Here is a 17,838-nt window from a genome sequence, read left to right as displayed (position 1 = left end):
ACTGCCGCTGCCGCCGTCCGGCGGGTCCGGCGGGTCCGGCGGGTCCGGCGGGTCCGGCGGGTCCGGCGAGTCCGGGCATGACAAAGGGTGGGCACCTCCCGTGCGTGCCCACCCTGTTGCCGTGTAGTGCCGGCCGTCCGGCCGACCGACCTACATGAAGTAGCTGGCGGCCTTGCGGTCGCCACCCTGGTAGTCACCGCCGGCCGCGTGCACGACCTTGCCGATCTGGACCAGGGCCTCGTGGATGCCCTTGGCCTCGCGGTCCCAGGCAGCCTGCTGCTCGGTGTACGCGTTGTGGGCCTCGCCCTCCCACATGCTGGCGACGCCGGCGACCTTCTGCTTGATGGCCTCGAGGCCCTCTTCCAGCCGCCGCGCGTGGTTGGCCAGCTGGGTGGCGGTCTCGTCGAGGCTGCCGTAGGAAACTTCCAGCTCGCCGCTGTTGTTGACGCCCATGATTGCTCCGTTGCTGAAAAGTGGTGGCCTGGCGGGGATCAGTAGCTGGACAGCGCCGAGTGCGCGCCACCGAGGTCGACGTCGATGCTCTGGACCTGCGAGCGGACCTCGTCCTCCGTGCCGTCCTTGATCTTCCGGGTGGTGCTCATGGCCTCGATGAACTTGGCGAGGATGTTGCCGATCCGGACCATGCGCTCGTTGATCTCGGTCTGCTTGGAGTTGAAGGCACCGGCGCCGATGCCCTTCCAGTTGCCCTCGAGGCTGTCGATGAGGGCCTGGAGCTCCTTGAGCTGACCCTTGATGCCCTCGAAACGGTGCAGAAGCTCCTTTTCGAGGACAATGATGTCCTTGTCACTTACCTTCTGGCGCTGCGTCGCCATTTCCATGCCTTTCTTCGTGGGCTGACCTTGCCGGGCGCTGAGTCATGAGTCAGGCGTCAGCGCTGTCGGCAAGTGGACTTCTGCTCACTCGGTGAATGAGCAGGTGCGGGAGACCGCTCAGGCCTTACGGCGTGCGCGCATCGCGGCGAAACCGGCGCCTGCGATGACCAGTACGGCGGCTACGGCGCCGATGATCACCCAGGTCTGGGTGTTGCTGCCGGAGTCGGCGTCCTTCGCGGCGGCGGAGGTGGGGCCGCTGGAGGAGCCGGTGTCCTTGGCCGGCGTCTTGGCCGAGGGCGAGGCCGCCGGGCTCTTGGTGGCCGTGATGTCCTCGTCCGCGGCCGTTCCGTTCTCTGCGGCCAGGGGGTCCCTGTCGGCCGGGCCGGGATCGAAGTTCTTGTCCGCCAGCACCATGCGCGGACGCATCAGGCCGTAGCCGAGGTACTTGCTGGGCTTGCCCTTCGGCCACGTTCGGCCGGCGGTGTCGATGAGGGACCGGAGGACCTGGTTGGCCGTCCAGTCGGGGTGCGCGGACCAGACGAGGGCGGCGGAGGCGGAGGCTATGGCGGAGGCGTGGCTGGTGCCCTCCGTGGTGCAGTACTTGGTGAACGTGTTGTCGCACCACGCCGGCACATTGAGGCCCGGTGCCGACATGTCCACGTAGTTTCCGAACGTGGAGAACTTGCCGGCCGTTCCGGTCTTGTCGACGGCTGCTACTCCGACCGCATACGGGTCTTTGGCCGGGTAGTCGGGCTTGTTTCCCGCATTCCCACTGTTACCGATGGAGGAGAACAGCAGTTTGCCCTTGGCGGCTGCGTATTTCAGCGCGTCCTCTTCATCGCCGTTGTAGTACACGCTCCCGTAGGACATGTTGATGATTTTGGCGTCGCTGTCAGCGGCAGCCCTGATCGCCTTGGCCGAGGTAAGGGACCTGGCCCGCTCGTTCTCGTCCTTCAGCTCATCGAGCCCCACACGGATCGGGACGATTTTCGCTCCCGGAGCGAGGCCTTTGATGCCGCCGCCGGCTCCTGTACCGGCGATGATCTCAGCCATCGTCGTGCCGTGGCCGTCGTAGTCCTGGGTGACGTGGTACTTGGCGGCTTTCGGCACCTCGTCGACAAGTACCTGCCCCTTGAGCGAGGAGGTCTTGGGGTTCACTCCGGTGTCGATGACCGCGACCTTCACACCCGTGCCGGTGCTGTGCTTCCACATCTCGTCCGCGTGCATCGCGTGCAGATACCACTGCTTGGACTGCACGTCGCCCGAGGCCGCCGCTCCGGGGGCCAGTCCTGCCGACGTGACGACCAGCGTGCCCAGCACGGAGCACACGGCAGACAGCCGTATCGCGTTACGCCGCGTCAGCAGGGCAGTCCCCATACCGCGTCGGCCGGTCCCTGGCTTCATGCCTGTCTACGTCCTCGCTCGTGTTCAGTCGCTCGTCTGTGGCACGTCACGCCGCTGCCGCGACGAGCGGTGCTCTTCCTTCTCGGCGGGCGCACCAGCACGACCGGGCTCGCCGCCCGCCCCCTGGCGACCGCCCACCGCTCCACGACCGAGCCCCTTGGCCCCGGTCTCGGAGCCCTTGAGCGCGGAACCGGCAGTGTTGCGGGGCGCGCCGATCGCACCCTCGGGGTTGCCCGCCGAGCGCAGCACCGCCTGGCTCGCGCCCGGTTCCGCCTTCGCCGTGGGGGTCCCGACGACTCCCCGCTGACCGAGAGCGCCCTTCGAAGGCTTGTTGGTGACCGGCTCTTCGGCGCCGACGACCATACCGCGCGGCACCCGGGGATTGGCCGTCCCTCCGGAGGTACGGCCGGTGACCGGCTTGCCGCCCACGACGCCGTTGCGCGCCATACCGGCGAGGCCTGGTGTTCCGGCACGCCCGCCAGGCGTGTTGGCCGGCCTCGGCGTTCCGCCGGTGACACCGCGCCCCATCGGTGCGCGCCCTGACTGAGTGGCCCCTCGTGCACCCGGCTGTCCCGCCGGAGTCGCGCGTCCCGCGGCACGAGCTGCCTGTCCCATCGGGCCCTGCGGGGCCCGGCCGCCCGCGACGGAACGTCCCGTCTGCCCCGCGGGTCCCTGCGGCACCCGGCCGTTCCCGGTACCCGAAGGACCGGTGCGCCCCTGCGCGGAGACCGGGAACCGACTGGTCGGCCCATAGCCAGGAGTACGGCCGGAGGTCGGCGCGACGGGAAGCGACATCGGCCCAGGGGGCAGTGGCATCTGCCCACCGCCTCCAGCGGTTGTCGGCGAAGTGGGTGCCGGGGGGCCGGACGGCACGGCGGGCGTCTGGGGAGGCAGCGTCGTCGTGGTGTTGATCTCCGTGCCGACATCGTGGCCGGAAGGCGGGCTGGGCGCGGGGACCTCCTTGAGAGGCGGCACGTGTCCGCCGGCCCCTGTTCCGTCAACGGTAGGCGTGCCATGTGCGGCAGTCGTACCGTGGTGGCCTTCCGCCGCGCTTCCGTGGCTTGCCGCCACCCCTCGTCGGACGGTGGTCGGGGTGGACGAAGTAGATCCAGAACCCCCCAGGACGCCGTCCCGACGCCTCGTCGGCTGAGGCACGCCCACATCCGGAATCGGACTGTACGGCTTCGGGTCGCTGGCCATCGCCATTCCCAGCGCGGACGCGGACACCGAGTAGAACGACGCCAACCGGTTCACCTGGTTGATCGCTTCTTGCCGGTTCTTCTCCACCGCGAGCGCGGCGGCGTAGTCCGCATTGCCGTCGACCTGCTTGGTCTTGGGCAACTGCGTGGGGCGCTTCTGCTCGCTCGCGGGCCTGGTGTCGCGGGGCGGCATGGCCGCGCGTACCGAGGCCAGTCCCGAGGCGGCGGCCGAGATCTCGGTCGCGGCGACGTCGGCGAAGGTCGCGAGTCCCTTGGTCCAGTCGATGAGTCCTGACGTCCACTTGTGGAAGCTGTCCGCGCCCTCGCCCTGCCAGTCGACGCCGCGGAGGTGGGTCTCCAGGTCCGTCGCCGCGTCGTGGATGGCCGTACGGGCATCCCACAGGGCCTTGCTGGCCGTCTCCAGGTGCTCCGGGTTGGAGTGGTGGACCAGGTCGATCATCGCGTTGAGATCGTGGTCCTCGAAGTCGGTCCTGCCGAAGGACAGCGCCGATCCGATCGGCGTTCCCCTGAACGCGTTCTGGAACTTGCTGATCTTGTCGACCAGGCCGACCTGGTCGTTGGCCTGCTGGACGTCGTTCTTGTACTCGGGCTTCTGCTGCCAGTTGTCGCTCATCAGAACTTGCCCCCCGCGGACTTGGTCCCACCGCTGTGCTCAGCCTCGGCGGGCTTCTCCTGGGCGTGCTTCTCCTCGGGCTGCGCCTTCCGGTGCTCCTCGTCCAGATGCGCGCGGATCTCCCAGAACCGGCGCCGGACCTCGTCCTCCGTACCGTCGTACGTGACGTCGGCCGCGTGTGCCGCGAGCGTCAGCGCCTCGATCTGGAGGCTCAGGTTCTTCGACAGCGAGGTGAGACGCTCATGCACCTGCTCGTACCTGCCGTGCAGCTCGGTCGCCTCGTGAAAAGGGATGTTCGAGCCACTGAAGGAGGAGGGGCTGAGCGTGTGCTCCGCGAGCCTGGACGGGCTGCCCGGAGCCCCCTCGAAGGCTTTCAGCGCGTCGTCCACTTTCCTCTTGAACTTCGACAGCGCATCGATGCCACGCCTCATGCCCGAGCCGCCACCGTCGCCCACCGCGACCCCTTCCCCGTTTCCCCGTTGGTAGAACTGGACAGACCGACGGCACGGCGCCGCACCCCCGATCTATCGCTGACCACTGTAGTCACTGCGTAAAAGGTGGCCAACTGAACTCTGCGACGGTTCAGTTGCAACCCTGTCCCGAAGCGGCCGGGTCACGACCGCCGGAGACCGACAAGGCGGTCAATAACGACAGATTGAGTCCGCTATCTGCGCAGAAGCTTCACACGGGCGCGATGGTCGGTGTGCCGACCGCGGCCCGGGGTGGCTCTGCACCCACGAGGCCGCCCCGTGATCGGACTCACCGGCCCACCTCCGCCGAATTTTCACGCCGGACAGATCCCGCATAGGGGATATGGCACAAACTTGCCCCGGCATCGGTTGCTAGCTTGACCCGCAGTGACGTAATCGCGGGGGAAAGGGCCTTTCCATGGCATGGGACGAGTGGGAGCAGCTCAAGGCGGAGGCCGCCGGGGGGCAGTCGGCGCACATGCAGCTCAACCATGTCGACGGGGGTGGCGGCACGTACGGCCCCTACGTGCTCCCCAGCAAGACCGGTGACCTCAAGGTGGGCCACAAGGATCTGGAGAAGATCGGCAGCGCCGCCCACCACCTCTACAACCAGCTCTGGGACAAGGCCCGCGTGGCCACTCCCAGCAGCGACTCCGCGGCCGGTGACCTTTCCCAGCAGGGCTTCGCCCTCGGCGCCGGACTCCAGCACGTCTCGACCCGCTGGGAGGAGCAGTTGAAGTCCCTGATGGACGCCTGCGCCCAGATCTCCAACCACATGCAGACCACCAAGACCGTGCACGCGAACGACGAGCACTACATCCAGCGGCAGATGAGCAGCATCGACGCGCTGGACGCCGGGTTCGACGAGCGGGTCGGGGCGCCGGGCAAGAAGAACTCCATCTACGGGGAGCAGGACAAGAGCAAGAAGAAGGAGTAGCGGCGCCGGGAGAGCATGACGAGGCCTTTCTCCGCACCGGCTGCCACCGCTACCCCAGAGGATGTCGACACCCGCATGGACTTCAACGCTCTGTTCCACGCCAACTTCAAACTGCTCGACGACGCCGTCACCGACTGGTCGACGCTCGTCAAGCACCTGGCCGACCTGAAGAAGGATGCCGAGGACGGCCTGCACAAGGCCGCCCTCGCGGCCGACTGGGCCGGTGTGAACGCGCAGGTCTCCAGGGAGTTCATCGGCAAGACCGCCGGCGAGTTCGGTGATGCCCACACGCAGGCCACCACCATCCACAACATCCTGCGGGACACACGGGACGAGCTGAAGGACTACCACCAGCAGCTGACGGGCGCCGTCTCGCGCGGGCACGACAAGCAGCTCACCGTCGTCGACACCGGCGGCGGCAAGTTCACGGTCACGGGCAACACGCGGCCCGACTGGGGTTCGGATCCCAGCGGCAACACGAGCGCGACGAACCAGAAGGACGTCGATGCTCTCCGTGACGAGATCCAGGGCATCCTCAGCAAGGCGACCGAGAGCGACAACACGGCCAAGGACGTCCTCTCGGCGATCGTCGACCAGAGCACGATGGGTTTCTCCGACGCGAACTACAAGGACCGGGACACCGCGGCGGATGCCGTCAAGGAAGCCGACGAGCTGGCGAAGCTCGCCAGGAAGAATCCGGACGACCTGTCCGTGGAGGACTTCGACCGGATCAACAAGGGCCTGAAGAAGTACGCGAACGACCCGCTGTTCGGCGAGCGCTTCGCCACCGACCTCGGGCCGCAGAAGACCTTGGAGTTCTGGACCGGGATCAGCGATCCCAACCGGGGCAACTACGAACTGGGGCACAAGCGCCTCGACCAGTTCGACGACCTCCAGCGAAACCTGGGGCTCACGCTGGCCCACGCCACACAGAGCGATTCCGCGGGCATGACCGAGTGGAAGCGCAAGATGATCGACATCGGTGACCAGCCACTCTACGGCGACCGGGGTGGCCCCATGGGCTTCCAGGTCATGAGCAACCTCATGCGAACCGGTGACTATGACGACCAGTTCCTGAAGGACTACGGAACCTCCCTGATGGTCACCGAGCGGAAGATGACCGGCAACGGTGAGCACGGGAACCCGATATGGCAGCACATGGGCGGGAGTGCCTGGCTGAACCGGATCGGCGACGACAGCGGCAACGATCCGCTCACCGGCTACCTGAAGGGCCTGTCCAACAGCCCCGACGCGGCCACCGACTTCCTGAACCAGCAGTACGTCTCCAAGGACGACCCGGACAACCCCTTCGAGCGGGACACGGACGGCAACGGCAAGAAGGGCAAGGTGTCGTTGTCCAACTTCCAGTACCTGTTCGAGGAGCGGGACTGGCCCCAGGAGGCGGACCTCCACGGGGACGAGATCGTCACGGGCCGGAACAACCTGGCGCTGGCCCTGGAAGCCGCCACGACAGGGCATCCGGCCGGCGAGATGCCCACGGTGGACACTCCTCCGCACAACGCGGGGCAGGCGAAGCTCGTGGAGGACCTCTTCCATTCGGTGTCGGAGGACCCGAAACGGCTGACCGGCCGTAGCTACATGTCGGACAGCATGGGGCAGATCGCCGCCGAGTACATGCCCGACATCCACCGGGAACTGCACGCGGGTGACGCCAGCGAGAAGACGCTGTTCCCCGTCGCCGGCACGGTGGCCACGCTCAACGAGCGGGACATCACCCGGTTCCTGTACACGGTCGGCCAGAACCCCGAAGGCTACGCCGCGGTCAACCTCGGTCAGCACAGCTACACGACGCAGCTGATGCAGCACCACTTCGAGCATCCCGGGGAGTACGTGAAGGATCCTGCTTTCTCCCAGGCCGACAACCTGAAACAGGGAACCGAGCAGATCGCGCGTAAAGCGGGTGAGATCGAGGGCATCATCGGTGCTGGCCGCGCCTACCAGGCCGAACTGGAGGGTGGCGCGAAGGACGCCGACTACAACGCCGCGATCGAACGTGCCGGAAGCTGGGGCGGCACGGCCATCGGCATCGGCATCGGCATGGCCACGGAGCCGATGACCGGTCCCGGTGGTGCCATCATCGGCGACGTGGCCGGTACGGCGGCCGACGAGATCATCGGCAAGATCACCGAAGGGGCCATGCAGGACAGCTCCGGAGAAATCATCTACCGCAACGGCGAGAGCTTCGAGGAGACTTCCGACTCCACCTACAAACTGGTGGAACTCGCCGCCAGGAAGGCGGGAGAGAACTCCGGTCACCGTTACCCGTTGATCGAGGCCTCGGTGGCCACAGCCGCGGAAGACGGATTCGACACCGCCGGGACGAAGGTGCACAAGTACCTCGACGGGGAGGGCATCCCCAGGCAACTCGACACGGAAGACTGAGACGTTGGCATCCACTCGTACCAAATCCCTGCTCGCGGGGGGCGTGGCGCTGCTGCTCTGCCTCGTCCTGGGTGTCCTCTACGCGCTGGGACTTCCGCCCTTCAAGGACAAGAGGGGCGAGATCAAGGCGTCCGAGGTCTGCGGAACACTGGGCCGCTCGTCCGGCAGCGCCACCGCGCTGAGGCGCGTCCTGCCCGACAAGTCGTCCTACGCGTTCGACGGCGCCGTGACCGACCCGCGTCTCGACGACGAGGACTCGAGCTACTACGCGTCATGTTTCGTCAACGGTGACGGGAGGCAACTCGTCGCGGTGACAGCCGAGATGACGCGCTACGACAAGGCCGGCGAGTGGGTGAGGGACGTGGTCGCGAACAACGTGCCGGCCGGCTCGGTGAAGCCGTTCGGCGCAGGCGACGAGGCGGTCGCATCGGACAGGGTCGCCGCCATCTATGTCCCCTGTGCCACCCGCGGTGCCGGCGGGCACCTGAGCGTGGTCGTCCATCTCAAACAGCCCGGCAGCGCGGACGCCGATCAACTGCGGCAGGGGCTCATCTCCCTCGCCCGGAACGCCGCGCTGGCCGCACACGAGAAGGCGAAGTGCGACGCACCGCCCAAGCTGACGCACTGAGCGGGTCGGCTTCCTGACCTCGAACGGTGCCGCGACGAGTACACGGATGCGGTGCAGCGGTCCAGCGTGTGCCACGGCTCGTCGGAGACACCGCCGGCAGGAGGGTGACTGCCGTGCCGCTCGGCAGTCCGATGAGTGGAACAGGGATGCCTGCTCTCCGTTCGGGAGCGGAAGACCGCGGACGGCGGCTCCGTCGCCTGTACGGACCAGGCCGCTGTGTCGCTGACCGAGTGCCGTGGCGCTGCTGTCAGGGAAGAGGACATCACGGTCTCATCCCCGGCTCCGCAGTGCCCGGCGCCTCCTGCGTGCGTCCCGCAGGGCCACCGCTCCACCGCTCAGGGCCGCCACCAGGACCGCCACACCGACGGCGATGTACGTCGCGATGCGGGCCGCGCGTTCCTGGGGGGTTTCGCCGAGGGTCAGTTCGGCGGGGGTGGGGGCCTCCGCATGGGTGAGGCCCGGGTCGGCGTGCGGGGACTCGATCGGGTGATCGTCCTCCGTGAGGGCGCGGACCGGGTCCACCACACCCCAGCCGACCAGCCGGTCGTGACCCGCGATGGAGCGTTCGGCGGTCTGTTCGATCTGGGCCACGATCTGGCGGGGTTTCCAGTCGGAGTGCTTGGCCTTGATCAGCGCGGCCACGCCGGCCACGTACGGGGCGGAGAAGCTCGTACCGTTGTCCGAGCAGTGGCCGCCCTTCGGGACCGTGGAGATCATGTCGACGCCCGGGGCCGCGACGCCGACGAAGTCGCCCGACTGGGAGAAGGGCGCGCGCTCGTTGTTGCGGTCGGAGGCGGCCACGGCGAGGACGCCCTCGTAGGAGGCCGGGTACGTCTTCTTGTCGTTGCCCCCCAGGCCGTCGTTGCCGGCGGAGGCGACCACGACGATGCCGGCGGCCAGGGCCTCGTCGACCGCCCGGTGCAGGTCCTCGGCCGGGGCGATGGCGTTGGCGGTGTCCTGCGAGATGTTGATGACGTCGGCCTTGACCTTGATCGCGTGCCGGATCGCCTGGGCGAGGGTGAGAGCCGTGCCGTGGCCTTCCGAGTCGTTCTGCTTGACCGGGACGATCGTGGCCTCGGGGGCGAGCCCGACGAAGCCCGTGCCCTTGGCGGGGCGGGCGGCGATGATGCCGGCGACGCGCGTGCCGTGGCCCACCGTGTCGGTCGTGCCCTTGGCGTTGCCGCGGTCGATCGGCTGTCCCTTGTCGTCCTTGGACTTCAGGAAGTTGGCACCCAGGGAGGCGTCCACGGCGTGGGTGAGCTGCGGGTTGGCCGTGTCGACGCCGGTGTCGATGACCGCGACCTTCGTGCCCCTGCCCTTCGACTGGTTCCACAGCTCGTCGAGGTTGACGCGCTGGAGCGCCCAGGGCGTGCCCGAGTACTTGTGGTTCGTCCTGGAGAAGGTGCACTGGCCGGTGCCCGAGTCCGCCGTGGCCGCCGGTGCCGTCAGCAGGGTGGCGGCCACCGTCAGAGCCGTCGCCAGGGTGGTACGCGTCTTGAGCGTCCGTGTCATCGTGACCGTACCCCTCAGGAGCCCTGCGGCTGGCGGGCCGCCGAGGTCGACAGGCGGGGGCCGGTGGGGAGGAACTTCGACCAGGGGGCGGGGATGGGGGCCGGGTTCACGGCGGCGTAGCCGAGGCGGGTCTGCGCCAGCTTGGCCTCCTGCTGGAGCTGTTTGCGCTTCTTCGCCGACATGCCGATGCCCTTGTCGTCGGTGACGCTGTCGTCGTTGGACTGGAGGGCGTAGCGCAGGCCGGTGTCGGTGACCAGGAACACGCCACCGACCGCGGTCTCGCTGCCCTGGTACTGGCGGTAGAGCTGGCCGGATCCGGCGGTGACGTAGGCGCTGGAGGAGCCGGTGGGCAGCACGGCCGGGAAGTCGGTGCCGGCCCAGGTGCTCAGGGTCGTGGCGCCGTTGTGGGGGTCGACGTGGCCGAGGACGTTGCAGACGGTGTTGCGGCTGCCGTCGGCGGTGGTGGGCTCGTTGACCGCGCTGGGCTTCTCGGTGGGCCACGTGTGGTCGGCGGCGAACGGTTCGCCCCGGGTGATGGCGCCCGCGCTGACCTCCTGGGGGTGTCCGGCCTGGCCGAGCCGCACCAGGTCCTTGCTGGCCAGCAGGAGCTGGGCGACGAAGTCGGAGACGGGGGCGACCCGGCCGGGCAGGACGACGAAGTACTGCTCCTGGCCGTTGACCGGCGCCCTGAGCACCATGCCGACGCGGTTGGCCTGCTCGTCCAGCTGGCCGGGGGCGTGGGCCGCGGCGGCCGGGACGCCGGTGATCCGCGGGAAGCTGATCGGGTCGCCCGGGTGGAGGGTTTCGATCCACTCCTTGGTCACCCGCTGCGGGGTGCGGTTGGGGCCCACGAGGGTCTGCAGCAGCAGGCTGTCGGAGGTGTCCACCGGGTACGCGGTGCCGTGTGCGTCGACCACGTACTGCTTCTTGTCCGCGGGGGTGGTGACGTAGAGGAGTTCGCCGCCGCGCAGCTTCTCCTTGGTGCCCTTCAGCTTGGACCGGTCGCGCGGTGCCAGGACGAACGCGGCCCTCTGGAGGGAGTTGCCGCTGCCGCTCGGGCGTTCGCAGACGGCCCACTGCTTGGCCGCCCCGGCCTCCGTGCTGGAGGGCAGCCGGTCGGGGGCGTAGGGGATACCGATGGTGACGCCGTGCGGGACCTTGCCGTTGTCGAGGATCGACTCGTCGACGGTGACGACGTCGACGTTGTCCTGGGTGTCGAGGACGAGCCTGGCGGAGGCCATGTTGAGCACCGGGTGGAGCTGGACCTTGCCCTTCGTCTTCAGCACCACGTAACGGGTGGTGGATTTGCTGGCGATGACGACCTTCTGGCCCGGGTCGTTCCAGCCCTGCGGAGCCGTCGGCTTGAACATGCCCCAGGCACCGAAGGCCGCGAGGACGACGACGCCGACGATCGCGCCGGGCAGGACGGCGCGCAGCGGCCGGGGCGCTCCCTCGTCCGAGGCATCCGGTGACGACTGCACGAACGACGCGAGCATGCGGCGCTTCGCGAAGGTGTAGGCGTTGAGTTGGTCCCGCCGAGATGCCATCTGTGCCCGTTTCTCCCCGTGTCTCACCCGGAGCGTGCCCGGGGATCACGTTCCCCCGCCCTCCGTTGTCGGACCCGGCCCCTACTATGCCTGGTACGGAGCGGGTCCCGTGGAGCGGGTAGGGTACCTGGGCCCTCAAGGGCCTTGTTCAGTGGCCTGGTTCCAGCGAGTTGTGAGCAAAACGGGGGGATGGAGTGATGGCTTCCGGAACGCGGACGCGAACACGCGGCCGGTCGGCGGCACGAGGCCGCGCGGCCGGGTCCGGGACGCCGGCGCGCGAGACGCCCGCGCGGAGCGGCGCGGAGCGGCAGCAGGTCACGCCCGGCCTCAGGCAGCGGCCGGGCCAGGCCGGCTCGTTCCGTTTGCAACGGCTCCTGCTGGTGGAGCTGGCGGCGGCCGTGCTGCTCGTCGGCTGGGCCGTCGGGATGGCGGCCCTGATTCCGGCCGCGTTGGTCACCCTGGCACTGCTCCTGCTGGCGTTCGTACGGCGGCGCGGCCGGTCCCTGCCGGAGTGGCTGGCCACGGCACGGGAGCTGCGGGCGCGGCAGAGGCGGGCCGCCGACACCCCGATACCGCCGGGTACGGAGCCCGGACTGGTCCCGGCGGTGGAGTGCGAGCCGGCCCTGCGCACCTACTCCTACGGCGCGCGTGACCGGCGGCCGGCCGGCATCGTCGGGGACGGGACGTTCGTCACGGCCGTGCTCCAGGTGGAGGCGGACGCGACCGCGCTGCGGGCCGAGCGGAGCCGGCAGCCGCTGCCCCTGGGGCTGGTGCGGGACGCGCTGGAGGTGGACGGGATCCGCCTGGAGTCGGCGCAGATCGTGCTGCACACCCAGCCGGCGCCCGCGCTGCACCTGCCCCAGCAGTCCGTGGCCGTCGCCAACTACGTGCCGCTCCAGGAGCAGACGGGTGCCCCGGCCGTCCGCATCACCTGGATCGCGCTGAAACTCGACCCCGAGCTGTGCGCGGAGGCCGTGGCCGCACGCGGCGGCGGCCTGACGGGGGCGCAGAAGTGCGTCGTACGGACCGCGGACCATCTGGCGAGCCGGCTGACCGGCGCCGGGTTCCGGGCGCGTGTGCTGGACGAGGAGGAGCTGGTCGCCGCCCTCGCCACCTCCGCCTGCGCCAACCCGCTGGTGACCGCCGAGGCGGGGCGCGGCGAGACCCGGGAGCGGCGCACGGAGGAGTCCGGGCGCAGCTGGCGCTGCGACAACCGGCGGCACACCACGTACTGGGTCCGGCGCTGGCCCCAACTGGGCGGTGGCCGGGGCGAGTCGCTCCCGCAGTTCGTCGCCCGGGTCACCGCGATACCGGCCCTGGCGACCACCTTCAGCCTCACCCTCGCGCGCGGGGAACGGCAGGAGGTGTCGCTGTGCGGGCATCTGCGGGTGACCGGGCGCAGCGACGACGAACTCGTCGCGGCCCGCCGCGCCCTGGAGGACGCGGCCCGGCAGGCCGGGGCCGGCCTGGCCCGCCTCGACCGTGAGCAACTGCCCGGCATGCTGGCCACTCTGCCCCTCGGAGGTGTGCGGTGACGACGATTCCGACGGCCCCCATGACGTCGGGTACCGCCGCGCGGGGGGCGCGGGAGCCGTCCGGGACCCGGCGGACGGTCGAACGGCTGCGGCACGGGCTCGGCCTGCTCGGCCCCCGGCACGGCCGGCACGGACTGTCCGCGGAGCAGCTGGACATGCTCGCCCTGCCCATCGGGGACGACGGGGTCGTGGCCGGTGTCGACGCCGAGGGCCAGCCGGCCGTCCTCGGCATCAACCGGCCCACGCCGTACGACGTCGTCCTGATCGGCGGCCTGTGGACCGCCCAGGTGCTGGCGCTGCGCTCGGCCGCCACCGGCGCCCGGGTCGCCGTGGAGACCGGCCGGCCGCAGGCCTGGATGCAGATGGTGCACGCCATGGGCGGTGGGCAGAACGGCCTGTCCGTGTACGACGTCGGGCGGGTGCCTCCGCAGGGCGCCTCCGCCGGTACGCCCGTGCTGGTGGTGCGGGACTGCGGCATGCGGCCCCCGCGCGGCCGGGTGGTGTCCGGACCCTGGCAGTCGGTGCTGACCCTGCTGCCGTACCTCAGCCCGGTCGCGCCCCGGCTGCTCCGGCAGGCCCGGCTCGCCGGCATCCAGCGGGTCTCGCCGGACGAGGCGGCCGAACTGGGGCGCACGATGGGCCTGTCACGGACCGAGGTGGAATCACTGCCGGCACTGCCCGACGGCGTCACCCTGTGGTGCACCGACCGTGACCGGCAGTACGTGCTGACGCAACCCACCGACGCCGAGATCGGATTGTTGGGCACGCCCCGACGGATGGACTGAACACCCCTTTCCGTCCCTTTTGTTCACGGTCTCGACGGGGCCGCGTGGGGCGGGCGGGCCGTCTGCGGGCATGCGTGACCTGGTGGGCGGGTGCCGAGGGGCGGGCGGGCCTGCCGAGGTGCGGCTCCTGGTGATTAGGCTGGGGAGCGGGCGCGATGGCAGGACCCGTGGACGGGGCGTCGGTGTCCCGGGGGGAGGGCCGGTGCACCGGACCGCCCCGAACGACAACGGACGACTCGGTACGACACGACATGGTCGCCCCGGCACGGCATGAGGGTGCTCGACCACACCAGGAGGAACTGTGAGCAGCGATCGGGACGGGACGCGCGGGGGCTGGGACACACCCGGCGATGACCAGCCCGACGTGGAGGCCGTCGAGACCACCGGCGAGTTCACCATCGACTACGCTCCCCCCGCCTGGTACACGCAGAACGCGTCCGGTACGGGGTCGGGATCGGGGGGCGTGAGCGGTTTCGCCGGGTCCGACGACCCCCGGGCCGCCGGCGGCCCGGGCTCTTCGGCGGCCCCCGGACTGCCGTTCCCCACGGGTACGCCGGTCACGGGTCCCACACCGCCTCCCCCGCCCGCCCGGCCGACGGGCGCTCCGCCCCAGGGCACGCCGTACGCGCCGCCGCCGGGGGCTCCCTTCACGCCGCCACCGGGGACTCCGTACGCGCCGCAGGGCATCCCGTCGCAGGGGGCTCCGTTCGTGCCAGGACAGGGCACCGGGGCACAGGGCACTGAGTACGCTCCGCCGGCTCCGCCCGCGCCGGTGGACGGTCCGCCGTTCGCCCCGGCCGCGCAGCCGGCGCAGCCCGCGCCGCCGGTCGGCAGCCCCGTTCCGATGCCGCGACTGCCCGAGGGCTTCGAGCCGCACGCGGCCCGGCAGCCGCAGCCGGCCGCCCCGCAGGAGGCGCCGGGCGCCTCCTCCGGGGTCGAGCCGGAGACGGACAACGGTGATCTGGAGAGCGGGGCGACCATGCGGTTCTCCGCTGTCGCCCTGAAGCGCCAGATGGCCGAGATCGCCGGGCACACGGCAGCGGCCGGCGAGCCGGGTGAGTCCGACGGCGAGGAATCCACGGAGGGTGCGGCTTCCGCCGGGGACGGCGGCGTGGACGCCGGTGCCGCGAGCGCCGAGGCCGGTGGGGCCGCAGCCGCACCGGATGCCGCCGCAACGCCGGGCGGTCTCGTCGAGGGTGGCGAGCGGCGTGCCGAGGAGTCCGGGCACGGTGCCGGCGCAGACAAGGACGCGGTGGTGGACGCCGCCGTCCCCGTCCCGGAGGGTTCCTCGCCCTCCGGGAACGAGGCGCGGCCCGAAGACGATCAGGACGGTGCCGAGAGCACGGGGGCGCCCGAGACGGCCGCCGCGGACCACGGTTCGGTGGAGAGCGCCACCGCGGAGCAGGCCACGGCCGGCGCCGTGCGGTCCGGCGGGCAGGAGGGCACCGCCGACGCCGCCGAGGCCGCCGGATCCGAGGCACCCGAGGGCTCGGCCGACGCCGCGCAGTCCCACACGCCGGAGGACAGCGCCTCGGGCGACGGTGACCAGGATGACGCCGCCCGGCAGACCGGGGTGCCGCACGCGGACGCGTCGGGTTCGCAGGCGCCGCACGCGGAGGCGTCGCAGCCCGACGCGCCGCAGCCCGACGCGGCTCAGCCCGACGCCCAGTCGCCCGGCGCCGCCCAACCCGGCGGTCACGACGTCCAGCAGCCCGGTGCCTACGGCTTCCCGCAGCCCGGCTCGGCCGGCACCGGCACCCCGCAGCCAGGTGTCCGGCAAGCCGGTGCTTTCCAGCCCGGCGTGGGGGCCCCGCAGCCTGGCGTGCCGCAGCCCGGCCCGGGCACCCCGTACCCTGCCGCGCCCCCCGCTCCCCCGGCCCCTCAGGGAGCGCAGCCCGGCTGGGCCCCGCAGTCCGCGCCGTCCGCGCCACAGAGTGGGCTGCCCCCGTTGCCGCCCTCGTATCAGCCCGCCGCCCCCGCTGCCGCGGCCCACTGGCCCGCGCAGCCCGTGCCGCAGCAGGCTCCCCCGCAGCCGCCCGGTCCGATGCCCGGTCAGCAGCCGCAGCCGTCGGCCGCACAGGGTCCCGTCGGCGTGCCCGGCCAGCAGCCGCCGTTCCAGCCGCAGGCCCCGCAGCCCTCGCCCGCCGCGTGGAACCAGCAGAACCAGGCCAACCAGCCCGGCGCGCCCGCCGCACCGGCGCCGTCCCCGCAGTCGGCCGCCGACGGGCCCACGCCGCCGAGCGGCTACGGCTTCCCGCAACCCGGCGCGCCCAACCCCCCGGCCCAGCCCGGCGGTTACGGCTTCCCGCAGCCCCCGGCGCCCCAGCCGAACCCCGACCCAGCCACCCCGCCGAGCGGTTACGGCTTCCCCCAGCCGGGAGCCCCCGCCCCGCAGCCCCACCCCCAGCCCGGCGGTTACGGCTTCCCCCAGCCCCCGCGGAACCCGGGCTTCGCCCCCGCCCCGGCGTCCGACGCGCCGCAGGCCCCCCAGCCCCCGGTCGACCCTCGTTCCGGTGCCGCGTGGCCGCAGGCCGTTCAGCATGACCAGCGGCAGCCGACCAACCCCGGTGCCGCGCCGCTCGGTTACACCGCCGCCGTGGAGCTGTCCGCGGACCGGCTGCTCAACAACAAGCGGCAGAAGGCGAAGAGCGGTCGCCCCACGGCGGCCTCCTCACGGTTCAAGCTGGGCGGGAAGAAGGAGGAGGCCGAACGGCAGCGGAAGCTGGAGCTGATCCGTACGCCGGTGCTGTCGTGCTACCGGATCGCGGTCATCAGCCTCAAGGGCGGCGTCGGCAAGACGACCACGACGACCGCGCTCGGCTCGACCCTCGCCACCGAACGGCAGGACAAGATACTCGCCATCGACGCGAACCCGGACGCCGGCACGCTCGGGCGGCGGGTGCGGCGCGAGACGGGGGCGACCATCCGTGACCTCGTCCAGGCGATCCCGTACCTGAACTCGTACATGGACATCCGCAGGTTCACCTCGCAGGCCCCCTCCGGCCTGGAGATCATCGCCAACGACGTGGACCCCGCCGTGTCGACCACGTTCAACGACGAGGACTACCGGCGGGCGATAGACGTGCTCGGGCGGCAGTACCCGGTCATCCTGACCGACTCGGGTACGGGTCTGCTGTACAGCGCGATGCGCGGGGTGCTGGACCTCGCCGACCAGCTGATCATCATCTCGACGCCGTCCGTGGACGGGGCGAGCAGCGCCAGTACGACGCTGGACTGGCTGTCCGCGCACGGGTACGCCGACCTGGTCTCCCGTTCCCTCACCGTGATCTCCGGGGTCCGCGAGACCGGCAAGATGATCAAGGTCGAGGACATCGTGGCGCACTTCGAGACGCGCACCCGTGCCGTCGTGGTCGTGCCCTTCGACGAACACCTGGCCGCCGGCGCCGAGGTCGACCTCGACATGATGCGCCCCAAGACGCGCGAGGCGTACTTCAACCTCGCCGCGCTGGTCGCCGAGGACTTCACCCGCCACCAGCAGGCGCACGGACTGTGGACGAGTGACGGCAACCCGCCGCCGGTGGCCGCTCCGCCCCTGCCGGGCCAGCCCCAGCCCCAGGGCCAGCCGTACGGCCCCGGCCAGCCGTACCCGCAGGGACAGGCGCAGCCGTACCCGCAGGGGCAGCCGCCGTACCCGCAGGGCCCCGGACAGCCGTACGCCCCGGCGCCGCAGCCCTACCCGGCGCAGCCGTATCCGGCCCAGCCCGGGTATCCGCAGCCCGGACACCCCCAGCCGCAGCCGGGCCAGCAGCCCCCGCAGGCTCCCCCGGCCCCGCCCCAGCAGTAGGGACGCACGGAAAAGGGGGGGGGGGGGGGGCCCCCCCCCCCCCCCCCCCCCCCGGGGCCGCCCCCCCCCCCCCCCCCCCCCCCCCGGCCCCCCCCCCCCCCCCCCCCCACCCCAGACCAAGAAAACAACCGAGCACAACAACCCCG

General features: G+C 71.1%; 13 protein-coding genes and 1 pseudogene. 7 read left to right on the top strand and 7 right to left on the bottom strand.

Translation table 11 applies throughout. From position 1 onward, the window contains the following. Nucleotides 1–150: 150 nt before the first annotated feature. From ACF1BE_RS25150 to ACF1BE_RS25130, 5 genes are all read right to left on the bottom strand, one after another. The gene (locus ACF1BE_RS25150; protein ID WP_344346442.1) at nt 151–453 is read right to left on the bottom strand and encodes a WXG100 family type VII secretion target; all 303 of its coding nucleotides are present in this window, start codon (nt 451–453) and stop codon (nt 151–153) included. 38 nt (nt 454–491) lie between these two features. Beyond that, nucleotides 492–833, bottom strand: a complete 342-nt coding sequence (locus tag ACF1BE_RS25145; protein ID WP_121786605.1) for a WXG100 family type VII secretion target — start codon at nt 831–833, stop codon at nt 492–494. 117 nt (nt 834–950) lie between these two features. After that, a complete protein-coding gene (locus tag ACF1BE_RS25140; RefSeq protein WP_392201294.1) occupies nt 951–2,060 on the bottom strand; it encodes a S8 family serine peptidase in 1,110 nt (369 codons plus the stop codon). Between the two features lie 201 nt (nt 2,061–2,261). Then, nucleotides 2,262–4,070, bottom strand: a complete 1,809-nt coding sequence (locus ACF1BE_RS25135) for a hypothetical protein (RefSeq protein WP_392201278.1) — start codon at nt 4,068–4,070, stop codon at nt 2,262–2,264. After that, on the bottom strand, nt 4,070–4,501 hold the full coding sequence (locus ACF1BE_RS25130; protein WP_392201277.1) for a hypothetical protein: 432 nt from the start codon (nt 4,499–4,501) through the stop codon (nt 4,070–4,072). The genes ACF1BE_RS25135 and ACF1BE_RS25130 overlap by 1 nt, the downstream gene beginning before the upstream one ends. Before the next feature lie 457 nt (nt 4,502–4,958). Here ACF1BE_RS25130 and ACF1BE_RS25125 point away from each other — a divergent pair, with 457 nt between their 5' ends. From ACF1BE_RS25125 to ACF1BE_RS25115, 3 genes are all read left to right on the top strand, one after another. Beyond that, nucleotides 4,959–5,477, top strand: coding sequence for a hypothetical protein (locus tag ACF1BE_RS25125; RefSeq protein ID WP_392201276.1), 519 nt, complete (start codon nt 4,959–4,961; stop codon nt 5,475–5,477). 75 nt (nt 5,478–5,552) lie between these two features. After that, a complete protein-coding gene (locus tag ACF1BE_RS25120; RefSeq protein ID WP_392201275.1) occupies nt 5,553–7,880 on the top strand; it encodes a hypothetical protein in 2,328 nt (775 codons plus the stop codon). Nucleotides 7,881–7,884: 4 nt separating this feature from the next. Next, nucleotides 7,885–8,508 (top strand): hypothetical protein, encoded by a 624-nt coding sequence (locus ACF1BE_RS25115; RefSeq protein ID WP_392201274.1) that lies wholly within the window; start codon nt 7,885–7,887, stop codon nt 8,506–8,508. Between the two features lie 270 nt (nt 8,509–8,778). On the opposite strand, the gene mycP is transcribed toward ACF1BE_RS25115, so the two are convergent. Both mycP and eccB read right to left on the bottom strand, forming a co-directional pair. Then, complete coding sequence (mycP, locus tag ACF1BE_RS25110; protein ID WP_392201273.1) at nt 8,779–10,020, bottom strand: type VII secretion-associated serine protease mycosin; 1,242 nt, start codon at nt 10,018–10,020, stop codon at nt 8,779–8,781. A 14-nt stretch (nt 10,021–10,034) separates the two neighbouring features. Beyond that, entirely contained in the window at nt 10,035–11,567 is a 1,533-nt protein-coding gene (eccB, locus tag ACF1BE_RS25105; protein ID WP_392201272.1) for a type VII secretion protein EccB, read from the bottom strand. A 197-nt stretch (nt 11,568–11,764) separates the two neighbouring features. On the opposite strand from eccB, the gene eccE reads away from it, so the two are divergent. The 4 genes and pseudogenes from eccE to ACF1BE_RS25085 all read left to right on the top strand — a co-directional run bounded on the left by eccE (nt 11,765) and on the right by ACF1BE_RS25085 (nt 17,692). Beyond that, complete coding sequence (eccE, locus tag ACF1BE_RS25100) at nt 11,765–13,102, top strand: type VII secretion protein EccE (RefSeq protein WP_392201271.1); 1,338 nt, start codon at nt 11,765–11,767, stop codon at nt 13,100–13,102. Between the two features lie 20 nt (nt 13,103–13,122). Beyond that, entirely contained in the window at nt 13,123–13,887 is a 765-nt protein-coding gene (locus tag ACF1BE_RS25095) for a hypothetical protein (RefSeq protein WP_392201270.1), read from the top strand. 301 nt (nt 13,888–14,188) lie between these two features. After that, nucleotides 14,189–14,266, top strand: a pseudogene (locus tag ACF1BE_RS25090) (hypothetical protein); the annotation flags it as partial. A 465-nt stretch (nt 14,267–14,731) separates the two neighbouring features. Then, a complete protein-coding gene (locus ACF1BE_RS25085) occupies nt 14,732–17,692 on the top strand; it encodes an AAA family ATPase (protein WP_392201293.1) in 2,961 nt (986 codons plus the stop codon). Nucleotides 17,693–17,838: the final 146 nt, after the last annotated feature.

Source organism: Streptomyces sp. NPDC014991, assembly GCF_043080665.1.
Taxonomy (GTDB): domain Bacteria; phylum Actinomycetota; class Actinomycetes; order Streptomycetales; family Streptomycetaceae; genus Streptomyces.
This window is presented reverse-complemented; position numbering and strand designations above follow the sequence as displayed.

What these genes read in the sequence shown, in the direction of transcription:
- ACF1BE_RS25095 (WP_392201270.1), top strand. Translation starts at nt 13,123, where the DNA reads ATGACGTCGGGTACCGCCGCGCGGGGGGCGCGGGAGCCGTCCGGGACC.
- eccE (WP_392201271.1), top strand. Translation starts at nt 11,765, where the DNA reads ATGGCTTCCGGAACGCGGACGCGAACACGCGGCCGGTCGGCGGCACGA.
- ACF1BE_RS25145 (WP_121786605.1), bottom strand. Translation starts at nt 833, where the DNA reads ATGGCGACGCAGCGCCAGAAGGTAAGTGACAAGGACATCATTGTCCTC.
- ACF1BE_RS25130 (WP_392201277.1), bottom strand. Translation starts at nt 4,501, where the DNA reads ATGAGGCGTGGCATCGATGCGCTGTCGAAGTTCAAGAGGAAAGTGGAC.
- ACF1BE_RS25125 (WP_392201276.1), top strand. Translation starts at nt 4,959, where the DNA reads ATGGCATGGGACGAGTGGGAGCAGCTCAAGGCGGAGGCCGCCGGGGGG.
- ACF1BE_RS25135 (WP_392201278.1), bottom strand. Translation starts at nt 4,070, where the DNA reads ATGAGCGACAACTGGCAGCAGAAGCCCGAGTACAAGAACGACGTCCAG.
- ACF1BE_RS25085 (WP_392201293.1), top strand. Translation starts at nt 14,732, where the DNA reads ATGCCGCGACTGCCCGAGGGCTTCGAGCCGCACGCGGCCCGGCAGCCG.
- ACF1BE_RS25140 (WP_392201294.1), bottom strand. Translation starts at nt 2,060, where the DNA reads ATGCACGCGGACGAGATGTGGAAGCACAGCACCGGCACGGGTGTGAAG.
- mycP (WP_392201273.1), bottom strand. Translation starts at nt 10,020, where the DNA reads ATGACACGGACGCTCAAGACGCGTACCACCCTGGCGACGGCTCTGACG.
- eccB (WP_392201272.1), bottom strand. Translation starts at nt 11,567, where the DNA reads ATGGCATCTCGGCGGGACCAACTCAACGCCTACACCTTCGCGAAGCGC.
- ACF1BE_RS25120 (WP_392201275.1), top strand. Translation starts at nt 5,553, where the DNA reads ATGGACTTCAACGCTCTGTTCCACGCCAACTTCAAACTGCTCGACGAC.
- ACF1BE_RS25150 (WP_344346442.1), bottom strand. Translation starts at nt 453, where the DNA reads ATGGGCGTCAACAACAGCGGCGAGCTGGAAGTTTCCTACGGCAGCCTC.